12 protein-coding genes are annotated in these 15,431 nt (G+C 53.6%); 7 read left to right on the top strand and 5 right to left on the bottom strand.

Translation table 11 applies throughout. The features are described 5' to 3' along the window. Positions 1 to 87: 87 nt before the first annotated feature. The 5 genes from JL719_RS17010 to JL719_RS17030 form a co-directional block, all read right to left on the bottom strand. Positions 88 to 990, bottom strand: a complete 903-nt coding sequence (locus tag JL719_RS17010) for an EAL domain-containing protein (RefSeq protein ID WP_033155464.1) — start codon at positions 988 to 990, stop codon at positions 88 to 90. A 28-nt stretch (positions 991 to 1,018) separates the two neighbouring features. Further along, complete coding sequence (locus JL719_RS17015) at positions 1,019 to 2,017, bottom strand: sulfate ABC transporter substrate-binding protein (RefSeq protein ID WP_033155465.1); 999 nt, start codon at positions 2,015 to 2,017, stop codon at positions 1,019 to 1,021. A 297-nt stretch (positions 2,018 to 2,314) separates the two neighbouring features. After that, positions 2,315 to 3,043, bottom strand: coding sequence for a hypothetical protein (locus JL719_RS17020; protein WP_033155466.1), 729 nt, complete (start codon positions 3,041 to 3,043; stop codon positions 2,315 to 2,317). A 526-nt stretch (positions 3,044 to 3,569) separates the two neighbouring features. Further along, a complete protein-coding gene (locus JL719_RS17025; protein ID WP_033155467.1) occupies positions 3,570 to 5,072 on the bottom strand; it encodes a hypothetical protein in 1,503 nt (500 codons plus the stop codon). 365 nt (positions 5,073 to 5,437) lie between these two features. Continuing rightward, positions 5,438 to 5,839, bottom strand: a complete 402-nt coding sequence (locus JL719_RS17030) for a hypothetical protein (RefSeq protein WP_033155468.1) — start codon at positions 5,837 to 5,839, stop codon at positions 5,438 to 5,440. Positions 5,840 to 6,284: 445 nt separating this feature from the next. Here JL719_RS17030 and JL719_RS17035 point away from each other — a divergent pair, with 445 nt between their 5' ends. The 7 genes from JL719_RS17035 (at position 6,285) to JL719_RS17065 (ending at position 15,235) form a co-directional block, all read left to right on the top strand. Continuing rightward, the gene (locus tag JL719_RS17035) at positions 6,285 to 6,671 is read left to right on the top strand and encodes a hypothetical protein (RefSeq protein ID WP_033155469.1); all 387 of its coding nucleotides are present in this window, start codon (positions 6,285 to 6,287) and stop codon (positions 6,669 to 6,671) included. A 435-nt stretch (positions 6,672 to 7,106) separates the two neighbouring features. Then, a complete protein-coding gene (ftsH, locus tag JL719_RS17040) occupies positions 7,107 to 9,002 on the top strand; it encodes an ATP-dependent zinc metalloprotease FtsH (protein WP_033155470.1) in 1,896 nt (631 codons plus the stop codon). A 243-nt stretch (positions 9,003 to 9,245) separates the two neighbouring features. Further along, positions 9,246 to 10,760 (top strand): TolC family protein, encoded by a 1,515-nt coding sequence (locus JL719_RS17045; protein ID WP_225892880.1) that lies wholly within the window; start codon positions 9,246 to 9,248, stop codon positions 10,758 to 10,760. 119 nt (positions 10,761 to 10,879) lie between these two features. After that, positions 10,880 to 11,350: a MarR family winged helix-turn-helix transcriptional regulator gene (locus JL719_RS17050; protein WP_033155472.1), complete on the top strand. Its 471-nt coding sequence runs from the start codon at positions 10,880 to 10,882 to the stop codon at positions 11,348 to 11,350. Positions 11,351 to 11,528: 178 nt separating this feature from the next. Beyond that, complete coding sequence (locus JL719_RS17055; RefSeq protein WP_033155473.1) at positions 11,529 to 11,792, top strand: YtcA family lipoprotein; 264 nt, start codon at positions 11,529 to 11,531, stop codon at positions 11,790 to 11,792. A 15-nt stretch (positions 11,793 to 11,807) separates the two neighbouring features. Beyond that, complete coding sequence (locus JL719_RS17060; RefSeq protein ID WP_033155474.1) at positions 11,808 to 12,965, top strand: HlyD family secretion protein; 1,158 nt, start codon at positions 11,808 to 11,810, stop codon at positions 12,963 to 12,965. Next, positions 12,962 to 15,235, top strand: coding sequence for an FUSC family protein (locus tag JL719_RS17065; RefSeq protein ID WP_033155475.1), 2,274 nt, complete (start codon positions 12,962 to 12,964; stop codon positions 15,233 to 15,235). The genes JL719_RS17060 and JL719_RS17065 overlap by 4 nt, the downstream gene beginning before the upstream one ends. The last annotated feature ends 196 nt before the right edge of the window (positions 15,236 to 15,431 follow it).

Here is a 15,431-nt window from a genome sequence, read left to right on the forward strand (position 1 = left end):
AGAAGGCGGGGTTAGCAGGATTGCCACAGGAGAGCACATTTCACCGGTTTTCGGTCAATCATCAAACTATCTTGCAGTCGTCGCACACTACATACCATGCTGGGCCGGCACACTGAAACTACCGAAATGCTGCGGTGCGCCAGGCATTAACGGATTCTCTTGCACGACCAGCTTTGGTTTTTGCCAGTGTCCGGCCGCAGCAGGCCGGCCCAGGAAATAACCTTGCAGCAATTTGCTGCCGGCATCCAAGGCAATATCCAGTTGCACCTCGTTTTCAATGCCTTCGATAATCGCTTGCGCGCCCAGGGCCTGGATGATTTCGATTAATTTCGGCAGCACCCGGCGAATCTTTGTATCGGTTTGCGCCTGATGGATGATGCTTAAATCCAGCTTCACAAAGCTGGGCGATAAGCGCCACAAGCGGTCCAGATTGGAATGCCGGCTGCCGAAGTTATCGATAGCCACCTGGAAGCCGCGGTCGCGGTAATTGTCCACCGCTTCCAGCAACTGTTGATCGGCTTCCACCGCGTTTTCCATGATCTCCAGCACCACCCTGGTGGTCGGCACCGAATGCAGATGCAAAATGTGCTCGAACACCTTGCCGTGCGTATTCACGCTAACCAGCAATTTGGGGTGCACGTTTAAAAACAGCAAGCCCTTGTCCGCCGGCAGATTCAGATAATTCAGCATGTGCAGGGTTCTAGCCACCCTATCCAGCTTCACCAATTTGCCTTGGTTATCCGCCCAACTAAACGCAAAATCCGGATCCACGGCTTCCAAGCCGGTGGAGGTGCGCAGCAAGGCTTCGTAGCCAAGCAATCCCTGGGATTTGCCGGCATCGAATATCGGTTGAAACTCGCTGCGCAATTTCAGGCCAATGAACCGGCTCAGTACTTCCTGTTGCTCGATTTCCAGTTTGAATTCGTCCAGATCGAGATACAAGGCCCGTTCCAGATCGTCACGGAGCAATTCGATGGTATTTTCCACCATGGCTACATCCTCCTCTGCCTAAACGTTCTTAGCGCCCGTAAATTTTGTCAAACACGCCGTTATCGTCGAAGTGTTCTTTTTGAATCAAGCCCCAGCCACCCAATTGACCTACGCTAACCAATTCCAAAGTCGGGAATTGTTTGGCGTATTTAGCTGCGATGTCTTTGTCGGTGGGCCGGTAGAAATTTTTGGCGATAATCTCTTGGGCTTCTTTGGTGTATAGATATTTCAGGTATTCGATCGCCAGATCCTGGTTACCATTCTTTTTCGCCACTGCTTCGATCACCGCGACCGGCGGTTCGGCCAGGATACTGAACGGCGGGGTGACGACTTCGAATTTATCGGCGCCGAATTCTTTGAGCACCAAATATGCTTCGTTTTCCCAGGTAATTAAAACATCGCCGATTTCGCGTTCGGCAAAAGTAGTGGTGGAGCCGCGCGCACCGGAGTCGAGTACCGGCACGTTTTTAAACAGCTTCTCCACGAAAGCCTTGGCGGCGTCCTTGCTGCCGTTTTTCTTTTCCGCGAACGCCCAAGCCGCCAGGTAGTTGTAGCGGGCACCGCCGGAGGTTTTCGGGTTGGGGGTGACGACGGACACGCCGTCCTTAATTAAATCGTCCCAGTTTTTGATAGCTTTGGGATTGCCCTTGCGCACCAAGAATACGATAGTCGAGGTGTACGGCAGGCTGTTGTTGGGCAGTTTGCTTTGCCAATCTTTGGGTAACAGATTGGCTTTCTCGTGAATTTGATCGATGTCGCCGGACAGAGCCAAGGTCACCACGTCGGCTTCCAGGCCGTCGATCACGGCGCGGGTTTGCTTGCCGCCGCCGCCGTGTGATTGCTGGACACTGACGTCTTCGCCGGTTTTGGTTTTCCAATATAGGGTAAACAGTTGGTTATATTCTTTATACAACTCGCGGGTCGGGTCGTAAGACACGTTCAGCAGGGTGCGTTCGGCCAGCGCATTGCCGCTGAGGGCCAGGGCGATGCCGAAGAGTAAGGGCTTGAAGGTATGGGTGAATCTCATGGGTACTCCTGAAAAAAAGTTATCGATCTGCTTGCGGCAAGCTGAATGTTGGTTGACCACGGGGCTTATGCTACGCAAAGCCGATAACCAACAAAAACGATATAATTAGAATTAAATATCTTATATTGCGATATTTAATTCCGGATACAGGCAACCCTGACGCATGGCCAGGTTCGCCGTAAACCAAGGTTTTCAGGAAAATTCCGGCAAAGCGGCGAGTAAGGCGTTCGCCGGCTTTGGTGCCATACCAGAACAAAAAAGCAGCGGGAAGCCCTAGCCTCCCGCCGATGAGCAAGGTCAAACCCCAGCTATCTTACGCCGCCCTACCGTCGCCAATCCGGCCAGCGCGCTGCCGAATAGCCATACAGCGCCGAGAATAGGCACTTGCGAGACAGTGATGGTATTGCCCACCAAGGAAAAATTCAGGGTATCGGAGCTCAAGGTGAGCCGATAGTCGCCGTGATCGCGGGCGGCAAGCCCGGTTGGTAAGGTCAAGTTATCGTTAGTATTGATACCGGCGACAGCTTCACTGGTCGATAAGGTGTAATCGGCCACCAGATATAAATAATTACCGGCCTGCAAGGTTACGTTAAATGCCGGATCGCGCAAGAAAAGGGAACCGTCCGCCGAACCGTCGGTGTTAGTCAAAATCGGCTGATTGCTGCTATCGGGGCAGTGATTGCCGTCGGAATCGTCGCAACGCGCCAACATATCGCCGGCATCCAGTAAGCCGTCATCGCGGTAGATATAAGTATCCGGATCCAGAAATGTAATTTCACCGTCGTTGTTCAGGTCGATTTCCTGGTAACCGGCGGTGGATGTTTGCTTTTGCGTAGCCTCATAAGCCAACACATCGACTTTGAAAGTACCTCCACTCAGCATATTGATTTTCCAAGTATCGTAAGTAGTGCCGCCGCTTACTTTATAAATGGTGCCTGACACTTGCAGTGTATTTGCTTGGGCCTCGGCAAAGAGCGCACACCCCGCCAATCCGGCGACACCGATTGATTTTATTAGTTTATTCACGATTACAACCTTTATGTTGATTGAAGTTAGAGCGCGTAGGGATCTTGATTTTAGGAGCCTCTAAAAATTCGCCGTTCCCACGTCTTTGAAAGCAGGTAGGCCGCGGCGTACTTAGTTTGCTAAGTCGCCTATAGAAACGAGTATGAATTATTGGAAGTCCTTCATCGTGTTAGCCGTTTCCACGCCTATGGCTAAGCACGGCGATCCCTATACAATATTCAGACCACAAAATATTTTTGTTTAAATACATAAAGATACGTAGATGACCAGTATTAATACGCGGTGAATTTTCCGTGAAATAACTTACGCACAAAGTTATTTGCCACAATTTATGCCCTTTGGGTATTTGCATAGGCATGACGGATATTCTGGTTTAGCTGAAGCCGCTTTTTAACCCGGCCCTCAAATATCGTCGCTACCGCCAACGCGGGAATAGCGGAACCCGGTATTTTAAGGGTCTACTGAATAAGGCAAAGAGAGGGAGCGCAGCCGCTGATGAAAACTGCTTGGGCAGAGGTTCATTCAATCAGAAAACTTCGGTATTACATCGTTTCCCGCGCACCAGCCAGCCAAACCCGCCGAGTACGGAAAGAAACAGGGAAAACGCCCCCGGCAAAGGCACAGGTGCCGATTGCAGCGGGCTCATATGCCAAGCCAACGCATAATCCCAACTGAACGGACTGGCTTCGCCGGATTTGACCCGCAATTCGTAGTCATGACCGGTGACCAATCTAAGCCACAGGTTCTCGCTGTTGTCGGCGCTGCTCGCCGAGAAAGCGGCGATATTTTGCGCCGTGGCGTCGAATAACTCCAGATTCAGATCGTATAAAGTGGTTGTTAGATTCAGATCGTTCGATACCCCAAGATTCCAAACCAAAGACGCCTGCAAATTCAAAGCCGTCGCGGCGGCGAATTTGTATGTCGCCAAACTATTACTAGCCAAGCCGCCGAACGCCGTATCGACATCGAATCCAGCCAAGCCGATGCCGTTTGCAGCACCGCCATCTTCCAGGCTATCTTGTTCGCCACCGGCGATGATTTGGTAACTATGCAAAATATTCAGTTGGCCGGCACCGAATCTATCGTCCAGGCCGTTCAGTGTTTGATGCCCGCTGCTACGATAGTCGACGATGTTGTCCGTGGTTGAAGTATTCTGCGTCGCTCTGTCGGCACCCGCCAGCAACGCAGCTTTAACGGTTTCGGCGCGTTCAGCGTTGTAAACGGTTCCCACGCCCTCGATATTAATCGATCCCTGCGATAAATTAGCCCCACCCTTATGGCCGGTCTCAACTAATAACGCGGCAGCAGCGGCTACTATGGGTGTGGCTCCGCTAGTGGTGGTTTGCGGCGCCACTAAATCGGGGCGCGTCCGCCCCGATATATATAACGAGTCGACCGCATCGGATCCTCTATCCTGCCTACCGTCCGTGCGCCCTACCGCAATTGCATTGTAAGCGCTGCCCAACAGCGGCGAGTCGCTGAGGCTATTGTGCATACCAACCACTTGGATGAATTGGTTGCGCTGCACCTGTCGATCAACCAAACGCAGAATCATCGCCGTTTCCGGCACGGTATCGCCTTTGCCGACCCAGCTATGGTTGGCAATCCGACTGGCGTTGAAGGGAGCCAAGGCCGTCGGACTAATCAGACTATCGATCCAGGCGTTGGCATCATAACTGGCAATGTTGCCGATGCCGTTGGCAATGGAATCCTTACCGTAAAATCTGGCACCGACGCTGTCAGCATGTCCCGATGGTGCGGTACTGGCTTTTTTTCCCGGAAAACTGAACGTCTTACCGGCGAATTGGGTGTTACGAATATTCGGCGCATAGATGGGGTAATCCGAGTGATCCCTCGATTCGACTAATGATGCTTCGGCGTGAACCACATTGACACCAGCGCCGGTCGGCGTGTTTGCACCTAATTGCGTGAGCAAGGCTTGATAGCCGATGTCGGCTTTGTAATCAGCGGCGGCAGCGGATGTGAAAAACAACATCGGAAACAGATAAAACCCAGGCTTTTTAGTCATTGTTATCACCCTTTTAATCGCTTGAACTGCGGTCAACGCTATCCGGTCGCTCCGAAAATTACCGCGCAGCAAGCGGGATAAAACTGGCCATCCGACTCGTGGCGATACCGGAATGAGGCGCCACACTGAGCGCATCTAACGTCCCAGCACTGGATATGCCGGTCAATCGCAACTATAGACCAGATACCAAGTCTTGCCGGATGCGCGTTGTTCGTTGATTTTGGTGATTACAGCATTCCGGAAGGGAAGGCTCTGAAAGCCCGGTGTAGATTATTCCTAACCGTGGAGTTTGCAGCGGCCGCATGAAGAATGGGACTCCCGCCTGCGCGGGAGCGACGATGTTTGACGGCCGAATTAATTAGCGATTAATGAATGCGAATCAGATAGCCGTCGGTTTTTTCACAACCAGGTTTGCTGTGGGCGGTAATACTCAAGCGCGCAAATCCACCTTCTATAGGTCTATCCACTTTGCCCTTTATCTCCAAGCGGCCGCTAGGTTGTTGGGTGATTTGCAGTTGCTTTGAGGTGAAATGGTATTTGGTTTCGCCGGCACTCACGTTAACCACCACCGATGTCAGTGTGGTGTTCGCGGAAGCCATCAACGAAAACTCGCTGAACGATTGCAAATATTTATTGGTTGCCGGCTGAAACTCCGAAAACACCGGTTTATCGCAGTGCTGAGAACTCTGGCTGCTGCCGTAGGCATGTGCCGCAGTGCCGCTCAAACTCAACAAAGTGGCAGCAGCAATTTTTAATACCATGATCATTATTTTCTCCGAGGCGTGGTTATAAGAATAGTTATACCCTTAGCTTACCAATAAAACCGCACATTGCTGGCGTTCAATTCAATCAAGCAAACGCCAGTGCCCCCTTTACGGCTGGCAAGCTTATGCATACTCAATTATAAACCCGGCCCTATTTCACACGGGTACACCGTTCAGACTGAGCGCGTCGAAGCCTTATGCCGAGCGTCCTTCGACACACTCAGCCCGAACAATATTTAAGGTCCGGGCCAATAAAAAGTGTGACGAAAAGCACACATATAGTTCTTATGAAAACAAATTAAGTTCTAATAAGAACCATAGTCTGATAAACTTTACCCACACTATCAATTGAAACGAAGCTTTCGAAACATAAGTTCGTTTTGATCCTGAAGTGCCGAGGCGCAAGCCGCTATCGATTTATTTTTTCTGGTTTACCGAGGCTAACATCATGATTTCATGCAAAAAATTCATAACTTTTTCTATCGCAATCTCACTTATCAGCGCGCTGAGTTTTCCGGTCTCCGCGGCGACTTTTAGCCACGAAGAAGTAAGAGCCGCTCTGGAAAGCACCATTTCCAAAGTCAAAGCGTCCATCTCCGCAGTAGAAAACGGCGCAGACAAAGAAACCGTAGCCGAGCTGGTCAGCCATGCCAAGCAACAGCAAAAAGACATCGAGAACAACGATCTCGAAGTCAAACGCCAGCATGCCGGCAAACGCCTGAATACCGCATGGAAAGCAGCCCGCGGCGGCGATTTGCAATTGGCCGGCGAATCCTTGAAAGACGCTTTAAGTCGCTACGAGGAAATGCACACGCTTTATATTTCCAGCCATTAAGCCGCGTAAAACCGCCGGTTGAGCCACGCCTCAAAGGGCCGAGCGGCGCACAAAATCGGGGCGTTTTGTGTACAAATTGGACACAGGCTAGAGCATTGTAGGGCTAAAGCTGTATGTAAAGACTGCCATTTACGACCCGCATTGCGGATAACGCCGGCGCATTTGATGCGCGTGCGTCGGCCTTGGACCTATGGACCAAGCGTTTTCTTACCTCCGAAAAGAAAAACGTGACAGTTAACTTGTTCGCCAACTGGCGAAGCGGTGATGCGGGTCTTTTTTATATCGAATTAATGGCGCAAAAGTTGCTGATTTTTTTATGTCGAACCAGGGTTCTCTATTCTCGCCTGGCTCGATGCGGCAAACGTCCGTGCACCAACCCAAGTCTTGCCGAAGCGTATCACTTGAACCTTGCATCCTAAACAGGAGATCGCAATCATGAAAAAGCTCTTCATCGCCCTGTCCATAACCGTTGGCATTGCTATCTTGATGTTCGCGGTATTCAATCCCAGACTGTCTTCCTACAATTCGCAAAACGACATTTCCTATTCCGATTTCATCAAGGATGTGCGCAGCAAATCCGTTGCCGAAGTAGTGATCGACGGCAGATCCATCGACGGCCGCCGCCATAACGGCACCCGCTTTGCCACTTACAACCCTGGTGATGCGCGGATCATAGACGATCTTTTGGAATATGACGTCAAGATCAAAGTCGAGCGGCCTGAGACGCAGTCCACCCTGACGCAACTGTTATTCTCTTGGGCCCCCACTTTGCTGCTGATCGGGGTATTGATCTATTTCATGCGTAAGCAGCAACAGGGTGCCGGCGCGCAAAACGGCTTTGGTAAAAGTCGGGCCAAATTGATGACTGAAGATCAAGTTAAGATACGTTTCAATGATGTGGCCGGCGCCGAGGAAGCCAAACAGGACGTGGCTGAAATGGTCGATTTCCTGAAAGATCCGGGCAAATACGAAGCTTTGGGCGGCAAAATTCCGCGCGGCGTGTTGATGGTGGGCCCTCCCGGTACCGGTAAAACCCTACTGGCTCGAGCGATTGCCGGCGAGGCTGGCGTACCGTTCTTTTCCATCTCGGGTTCCGACTTCGTGGAAATGTTCGTCGGTGTCGGCGCCTCCAGGGTGCGCGACATGTTTGAGCAAGCTAAAAAGCGCGCGCCCTGCATTATCTTTATCGATGAAATCGACGCCGTCGGTCGCCAGCGCAGTAGCGGCGGTAATATCGGCGGCGGCGAAGAACGCGAACAAACTCTTAACCAGTTATTAGTGGAAATGGACGGCTTCAGCGGCAACGAAGGGATTATCGTCATCGCCGCGACCAACCGGGTCGATGTGCTGGACAAAGCTTTGCTGAGGCCGGGCCGTTTTGATCGCCAAGTGCAAATCGGCTTGCCCGACATCAAAGGCCGCGAACAAATTCTCAAAGTCCACGCCACCCGCGTTCCCTTGGCGGACGATGTGAATATCACCGACCTGGCGCGCGGCACACCGGGTTTTTCTGGCGCCGAACTGGCCAATCTGATTAACGAAGGCGCCTTGTTCGCTGCCCGTAACAACCAACGGGAAGTGACGATGCACAACCTGGACAGCGCCCGCGACAAAGCCATCATGGGTGCCGAGAAACGCACCATGATCATGAGTCGCGAGGATTTGCTGATGACGGCCTACCATGAAGCCGGCCACGCCATCGTCGGCCGCTTGATGCCGGAACACGACCCGGTTTATAAGGTCAGTATCATGCCGCGCGGCGGCGCTTTGGGCATCACCATGTTCCTGCCGGAACACGACCAATACAGCGCCTGCAAAGATAAACTGGAGGGCCAGATTTCCAGCCTGTTCGGCGGCCGGATTGCCGAGGCTCTGATTTACGGCAAAAACAAAGTTACCACCGGCGCCTCAAACGACATTCAGCGTGCTACTCAATTGGCCCGGAATATGGTGACCAAGTGGGGCTTATCCGATCGCCTGGGCCCCATGGATTGCGGCGACAACGACAGCGGATTTATGGGTTCAACCAAACCGATGTCCGAGCAAATGGCCCGCCTGATCGATCATGAAATCAGACAAACCCTGGCGAATAACTACAGACGCGCCGAAGCCATCCTGAAATCGCATATGGATATTCTGCACAATATGGCGCAAGCCTTGCTGGATTGGGAGACGCTGGACAAATATCAGATCGACGAATTAATGCAGGGCCGCAAGATCGCACCGCCCAAGGCAGCCCAGCCGGCAAAACGGCACTCCGACAACGGCAAATTGCCCAGGCCGACGACTGAAACGGTAGCTCCTATCGGCAAAATAGCGGCTTTGTCGTGATCTCAAGATCTGACATACCCTTCGCACAGCAAATTTCGGCAGATTCTCTCCCTCCCCGCCGGCAGGGGGTGGGCGAGGGATTAAAAAGCCGAAATTTGACGTGCGACGACTTTATAAAACTTAACTAAACAAATGAACTGTTTCTCGCCGGCCCCCAATAAATGATAGAGTCGGGTTTAAAGAATACAGCAATGGCCAGGGGATTTTTTCCAAATTAGAGTGATTCGACAACCCAATAAACGCTTGAAAAAATTCGTTTCCAATTCGGCAATATTGGCGTACTTAGCGCCAAGCTATCGCAACGCGGCGATTGCAACATTGACAGTGTTGACAGCCTGCAGCGTGCCGACGCCGCTACCGCATGCAGAAAACACTCCGCCAGTCCCTGCCCAGTCGGCTGTATCTTGGCGCGCTTATCAAACCCAAAACCGGCCGCCAGCACCTGATACATCCAGTCCCAGCGCTGTGGACGCCGGAATCGATACCCAACAAACCTACGATTTACCGGCCTTGGTGGATTTGGCTTTACGCACCCATCCGGAAACCCGGATTAGCTGGGAGGAAGCAAAAGCCGCTGCCGCGCGCCTGGAAAGAAATCGCAGTACCTGGTATCCAACGCTAACGGCAATGGCCTTTGGTCAGCATTTTACCAGCAGCTTTCCCATCCCCGGCAGCGCGCTGGTCAGCAACGGCTACGCGGCTCTCGCCAGCCTGGATTTGGCATGGACCTTATTCGATTTCGGGCGCCGGGAGGCACTGGTCGATGCCGGTACGGAGCGTCTGAGCGCGGCGAATTTTGCCTTCGACCGTAAACACCAGGAAATTGCCTATCGGGTGGCCAGCAGTTTTTTTGCCTATCAGGCCGCCTTGGCCAAGGTGACGGCGGCGCAGCAAACGTTCGAGTCGGCCAAGACCAACGCCGATTCAGTGCAAGCCAAACTCAAACAAGGCCTGGCCACCAAACCCGATCTGTTGTTGGCCTTACAAGAGCAGGCAAAATCCAGTTATGACTTGCAAGATGCGCGCGGCTCGGTGACTCAGGCACGCGCCGATTTGACCAATAATTTGGGTATTTCGCCGGCATACAGCCTGCATCTGGTTGACCTGAGCCAGTTGCCCTTACCCGCCGAACTGGCGCAATCGGTGGAAAAAATCGTCGATCAGGCCTTGGAACAGCGTCCGGATTTGCTGGCGCGCCTCGCCGAATTGCGCGCTCGCGAAGCGGAAGTTAAAAAAGCCAGAGCGGAATTCTGGCCGAAAATATCGTTACGCGGCATGGTCGGTAATCAATATTGGGGCGACGTGCATACCAAGCCGAGCGGCGGAGAGAATTATTCCGCCAACGCCATGGTCGATACGGCCATGTTGAATGTGGAATGGACCTTGTTCGACGGTTTTGAACGCAGCAATGCGGTGCGGGAAGCCGAGGCCAAAAGGTCGGCATCCCAAGCCCAGTTGGAGGCCTTGCGTCTGGAAATCATGCGCGACATCTGGAAAGCCTACGCCGACACCAAAACCGCGCTGGAAAAGCGCGAGTTTGCGTTGGCGCTGTTGAAAGCCGCCAAAGAGTCCTATGCCGCCACCCAGGAATCCTATACACACGGCTTTTCGACGGTAATCGAACTGTTATCGGCGCAAAAAGATCTGGCGCGGGCCCGCTTTACCGAAATCGACAGTCGTGCGGGCTTATTGCGGTCCGCCGCGACACTGGTTTATGTGTCAGGCAAGCAAAACCAGGACGTGTCAAATGAGCCTTAAACGGCCGTCTTTCATGACCACACAGCCAGTAACCCCAAACCCATGCGCCGGGATGGTCTTGAGCATGAATGAGCTTACGGTTATCATCGAATCCTAATTAGAACAATTATTTTCACATTATGTCCTCCGACTCTACCTTTCCAACCGTTTTGCGCCAGTTACTCCGCACCCACCAGGCCTTTTTGTCTTATGCGGCCCGCCACGTTCACCGGCTCGAATTAACCTTGCCGCAATACGATGTCATCATCACGCTAGGCAAAACCGCCGGCATGCAGCCCAAGAAACTTGGCGAAGAAACCTTGATTACCAAAGGCACCCTCACCGGCGTGGTCAGCCGCTTAGAGGACAAGGGCCTGGTGGAAAGGTCGGCGTCAAAAAAAGACGGCCGCAGCCAGATCATCCGCCTGACCGATGCGGGCCGCGCCGTCTACGAACAGACTTTCCCCGAGCATCTGGCCCATATCGGTCGCCTGTTCGACGATTATGCGCCCGAGGAAATCTCGAAGCTGGAGGCGGATTTACATAGACTGCATGAAGCGGTCATCACCGCGCGCGGCAATCATATTGAACAAGTCGATGATGAATTCTAGCGAGTGCCGAAATATTCATACGTTTGAGGTGAAGCGCACAATGATCTCCGGGCGATTACTTAAGTGGGCCTCTAAAAATAAAAACACCTCCTTCTCCTCACGGGAGAAGGTTGGGATGAGGGAATTAAAATCAATTACTTACCCCCCTCACCCTAGCCCTCTCCCTGACGGCGAGGGAATGTTTAGAGGTTCCCTTAAAACGTTTTTCCCGGCGAGTCTTTCGATTTTCCTGACCGCGTGCGATCCGCTGCTCAGTCTGCAAGGTTCTTTCTGGCCGGCCTGGATCATCTGCATCCTCGGCGGGCTGGCAACCAGCATGCTGCTGATGTGGCAACTGGTGCGCTACCGGCTGGCGCCCCATTTGGGACCGCCGCTGTTGATCGCGCCCAGCCTTTGGGCCTTATGCACCTTTGTCATCTGGTTGGTGTTTTATGCAGCATGAAAACGGCGAAGCCTGATGGAAAACAGTCAAAACGATAGCCCAGGGTTAAGCCTGAAAAACCGGATATTGCTCGGCCGCATCATTGGCATAGCCATCGTGCTGGGTGCGGCGGCGACCGGCGCGCTGGTTTGGCATATCAATTATCAAAATCCGCGCACCAACGACGCGATGGTGCGGGCCAATATCGTCGGCATCGCCCCGGAAGTCAGCGGCCGTATAGTGGAATTGCATGTCGAGGATAACCAATACGTCAAACAGGGCGACTTGCTGTATGTGATCGACCCGCGCCCGTATCAGGCCAGACTGGACAAAGCCAAGGCCGAATTGCTGCTGGCGGAAAAAGACGTGGATTCCCGGCGCGCCTCCAGCGGTTCCGCGGAAATGGCTATCGAACGCCTGGAACACCAGCGCGCTGCCGCCAGTGCCGAAGTGAAAAAAATCGAGGCGGAAGACGAATATCTGCATAACTATCTGGAACGGCTGGAACCGTTGGCGGATAAGCAATACGTCACCGCCGACCAGCTCAAACAGGCGCGCTCGCGTTATGCGGCTTCGCGCGCCGAACTGGCGGATGCGAAAGCTAAAGAACTGTCGGCTCGCAGTGCCATCGAGGAAGCCAAGAGCGATAGCCGGCGAGCGGTATCGTTAGTCGCCCAGGTCGGCGACGTCAATGCCCGTATCGAAGCCGCCAGCGCCCTGGTCACCGCCGCCGAGCTCGATCTGGAATACTGTTACGTGCGAGCGCCTTTCAATGCCTACGTCACCAATTTGAATACCCGCGAAGGCGAATACGCCAAGGCCGGTACGCAAATGTTCGCTTTGGTCGATGACCGCCAGTGGTATGTGATCGCCGACTTCAAGGAAACTTATTTGCAGTCGATCAAACCCGGCCAGGAAGCCGAGGTGTTTCTGGTTGCTTATCCGGGCAAGCGCTTTCGCGGCGTGGTGACCGGGATCGGCTGGGCCAATTCGCCCGACAATATCAAACAGCATGGCGTGTTGCCGGAGATAGATCGCACGCTGAACTGGGTCATTCTGGCTTCGCGTTTTCCGGTAAGAATCGAGATTAAACAGCATGACCCCGCGCATCCGCTCCGTATGGGCATGACCGCGTTTGTGACGGTACGGAAAGTCACTGCCGACGCAACCGGTACAGCTCTGCCGCCGTCATGACCCGAGGCGACAGCCGGACTGGTTCAAGCACACAGTCAAAACCCAACCGGCTTTGGTTTGGCACCAGCCTGGGGCAATTCCTAACCGCCGAACTCAAAGATACACCGGCACGGCGCGTCGCCGCCCTGCGTTTATTCGTCGTCACCCTGACAATCGCACTCGTCAGCCAAACCTTGCATATCCCGCCGCTAGGGGCAATTTCCATCTTGATTTGCCTAAGCTACGACGCTTACGCCAACGCCGGCCAATCCCTGGCGTTTGGAATACGCCAGCTCGGTTACCTGATGGTCACGACCTTGGTATCGGTATTGACGCTGATGCTGGCCGGCAACGACCCTTGGTTACTGCTGCCGCTATCGTTCGTCATCTTGGCCTTGTCCCTGTTTCACGCCCGCCTGATCGCCTGGCCCACGGGCATTGCTTTATGGTATTCGGTGGCGGTGCTGTACAGCCCCAGCACGCCCGATGAAAACATTTACCATGCCTTATGGAACATCCCCATTATTGGCGTACTGGCGCTGGGAACATGGACGGTAGTGCATTTAACCATCAAACCGCAAGATCCGCTAAAACTGTTAAAAGCGGAGATCGCCATGCAATTGGCGACGGTGGAATACATTTTCAGCGCGCGTCTGGCCGATGCCGGTGCGTATAGCCCCAGACCTGAAGCAGCCATGCACGCCGCTGCCGGCAGCCTTGGCAAACTGCTGGGTTTACTGGCCAACGCCGAATTGATCCATCCTGCTTTACACGAACGCCACCTGACTTATCGGGCGCTGTTGCTGGAAATAGACGGTTTGCGCCAGTTGGCGGACTGGCTTAATCAAGTGTTGGCTGCGGAATATAGGGCCCAGCCGCTGACGCCGGAAAAACTGCATGTATATCGGGCTTTACAAAGCGCCTGTGCCAGATTACGGCAAGGCGTGGCGGAATCGCGCGACGTGTCCGTAGAAATCACCAGCTTGCTAAGCGATGAGGTATTGCAAAACTATGCGCGGGAAGCTAATCCCTCGCTGTTAACCGCCTTGTGGCGGGCTCTGCAACGCATTGCCGGCTTGATGCATGATTTGCATCAACCGATAGCCGCCAAAGACAGTAAAAACATCAACGCTGAATCCGACGACAACCCTGAACATGGCTGGCTGCCAGCCTGGTTTGCTTACGAGTTTTGGGCAAGCTATGCCGACAGTTTGCAATTCGGCATTAAATTTTCCCTGGGCGCGATCCTGTGCATGCTGATCGTGGAAAGCCTGGGCTGGCCGGACATCAACACCGCGATTCCCACCTGTCTGGTCGCGGCACAAACCAGTCTCGGCGCCGACTACCGGCTCTCGCTGTTACGGGTGTCGGGCGCCGCCGTCGGCGGGATCTGCGCTTATTTTTACGTATTGGTCTTTCAATCTCAGCTCGATACCATCGTCGGCTTTGCGTTTGCCACAGCGCCATTCTGGGCGCTGGCAGCCTGGATTACCGCCGGCAGCGAACGCATCGCTTATCTGGGCCGGCAACTTGGTTTTTCATTTGCGTTGTTTGTGCTGCATGATTTTGGTCAAGTCACCGACCTATATCTGCCGCGCGACCGGGTCATAGGTATTTTGCTCGGACTTATCGTGATGGGCGTTATCGATTACGCGCTGTGGCCGCGGCGCTCGATTGCACTGGCCCGCCACCACAGCGTAGCGGCGTTGCGCACACTCGCTAACTTCACTAGCCGCTTACCCGATGTCAGCCACTTGCTGACTTACACCTTACCGCTGCGTTTGTCGGCGGAAAAAGAGCTGGCCGCCGCTCAAGACTTGTTGGCACACGCGGTATTGGAACCCGATGCGCGCTTGGCCGAGAAAGTGCATGAACGAGCGGCGCTGCGGACGATTGTGAAGGACGCCGGCCATTTATCCGGCTTGTTACAAGTCCGCAAACGCTATCGCTTACTCAGCGGCCAGCGCTTCAGCCACTTTCCTGATGAATTGCAACAGCTCAGCCGGGCGTTCGATGCCGAGCTGGCAACCGCCCTGGAATATGCCGCCAGCCTCCTGCAAGGCAAACAAGCCGGCAACCGGATCGAGCTTGCCAATCATCAAGCGCGTCTAAAGCAAAGTTATATCGATCATCATCGTATCGACAATCTGGCCGACGATTTGGCCGTAGAGTGGGAGCTACGCTTTATGCTGGACCAACAAATTGTGGAGCTGATAGCCCACATCGAAAAAGCAGTGCTGGCTGCCAGGTCATATCCGCAACAATCCGGCCCGGACCTTGATCTGCAATAAGGCCGCGCAGTGCATCCAATATAGCCCCTGGGCTCCCGCCGGCGCGGGAGCGACGATATTTACTAATCCGGCCTGTTTATCACTGGCATTCCGTTGAGGTTGAGGTTGAGTGTGGCGAAGCCCAGGCTGGTGTGCCCTTAGACAGGCGAAGGGTAGTTAAGGGCCGGGTTAATAATCAGCAGCACCGATATACGCC

It is taken from the genome of Methylomonas sp. LW13, from assembly GCF_016865255.1.
In the GTDB taxonomy this organism is placed as follows: Bacteria; Pseudomonadota; Gammaproteobacteria; order Methylococcales; family Methylomonadaceae; genus Methylomonas.

Bases quoted from the DNA above. Each gene is read 5' to 3' on its own strand.
- JL719_RS17010 (WP_033155464.1), bottom strand. From the start codon at position 990: ATGGTGGAAAATACCATCGAATTGCTCCGTGACGATCTGGAACGGGCC.
- JL719_RS17015 (WP_033155465.1), bottom strand. From the start codon at position 2,017: ATGAGATTCACCCATACCTTCAAGCCCTTACTCTTCGGCATCGCCCTG.
- JL719_RS17025 (WP_033155467.1), bottom strand. From the start codon at position 5,072: ATGACTAAAAAGCCTGGGTTTTATCTGTTTCCGATGTTGTTTTTCACA.
- JL719_RS17030 (WP_033155468.1), bottom strand. From the start codon at position 5,839: ATGATCATGGTATTAAAAATTGCTGCTGCCACTTTGTTGAGTTTGAGC.
- JL719_RS17035 (WP_033155469.1), top strand. From the start codon at position 6,285: ATGATTTCATGCAAAAAATTCATAACTTTTTCTATCGCAATCTCACTT.
- ftsH (WP_033155470.1), top strand. From the start codon at position 7,107: ATGAAAAAGCTCTTCATCGCCCTGTCCATAACCGTTGGCATTGCTATC.
- JL719_RS17050 (WP_033155472.1), top strand. From the start codon at position 10,880: ATGTCCTCCGACTCTACCTTTCCAACCGTTTTGCGCCAGTTACTCCGC.
- JL719_RS17055 (WP_033155473.1), top strand. From the start codon at position 11,529: ATGTTTAGAGGTTCCCTTAAAACGTTTTTCCCGGCGAGTCTTTCGATT.
- JL719_RS17060 (WP_033155474.1), top strand. From the start codon at position 11,808: ATGGAAAACAGTCAAAACGATAGCCCAGGGTTAAGCCTGAAAAACCGG.
- JL719_RS17065 (WP_033155475.1), top strand. From the start codon at position 12,962: ATGACCCGAGGCGACAGCCGGACTGGTTCAAGCACACAGTCAAAACCC.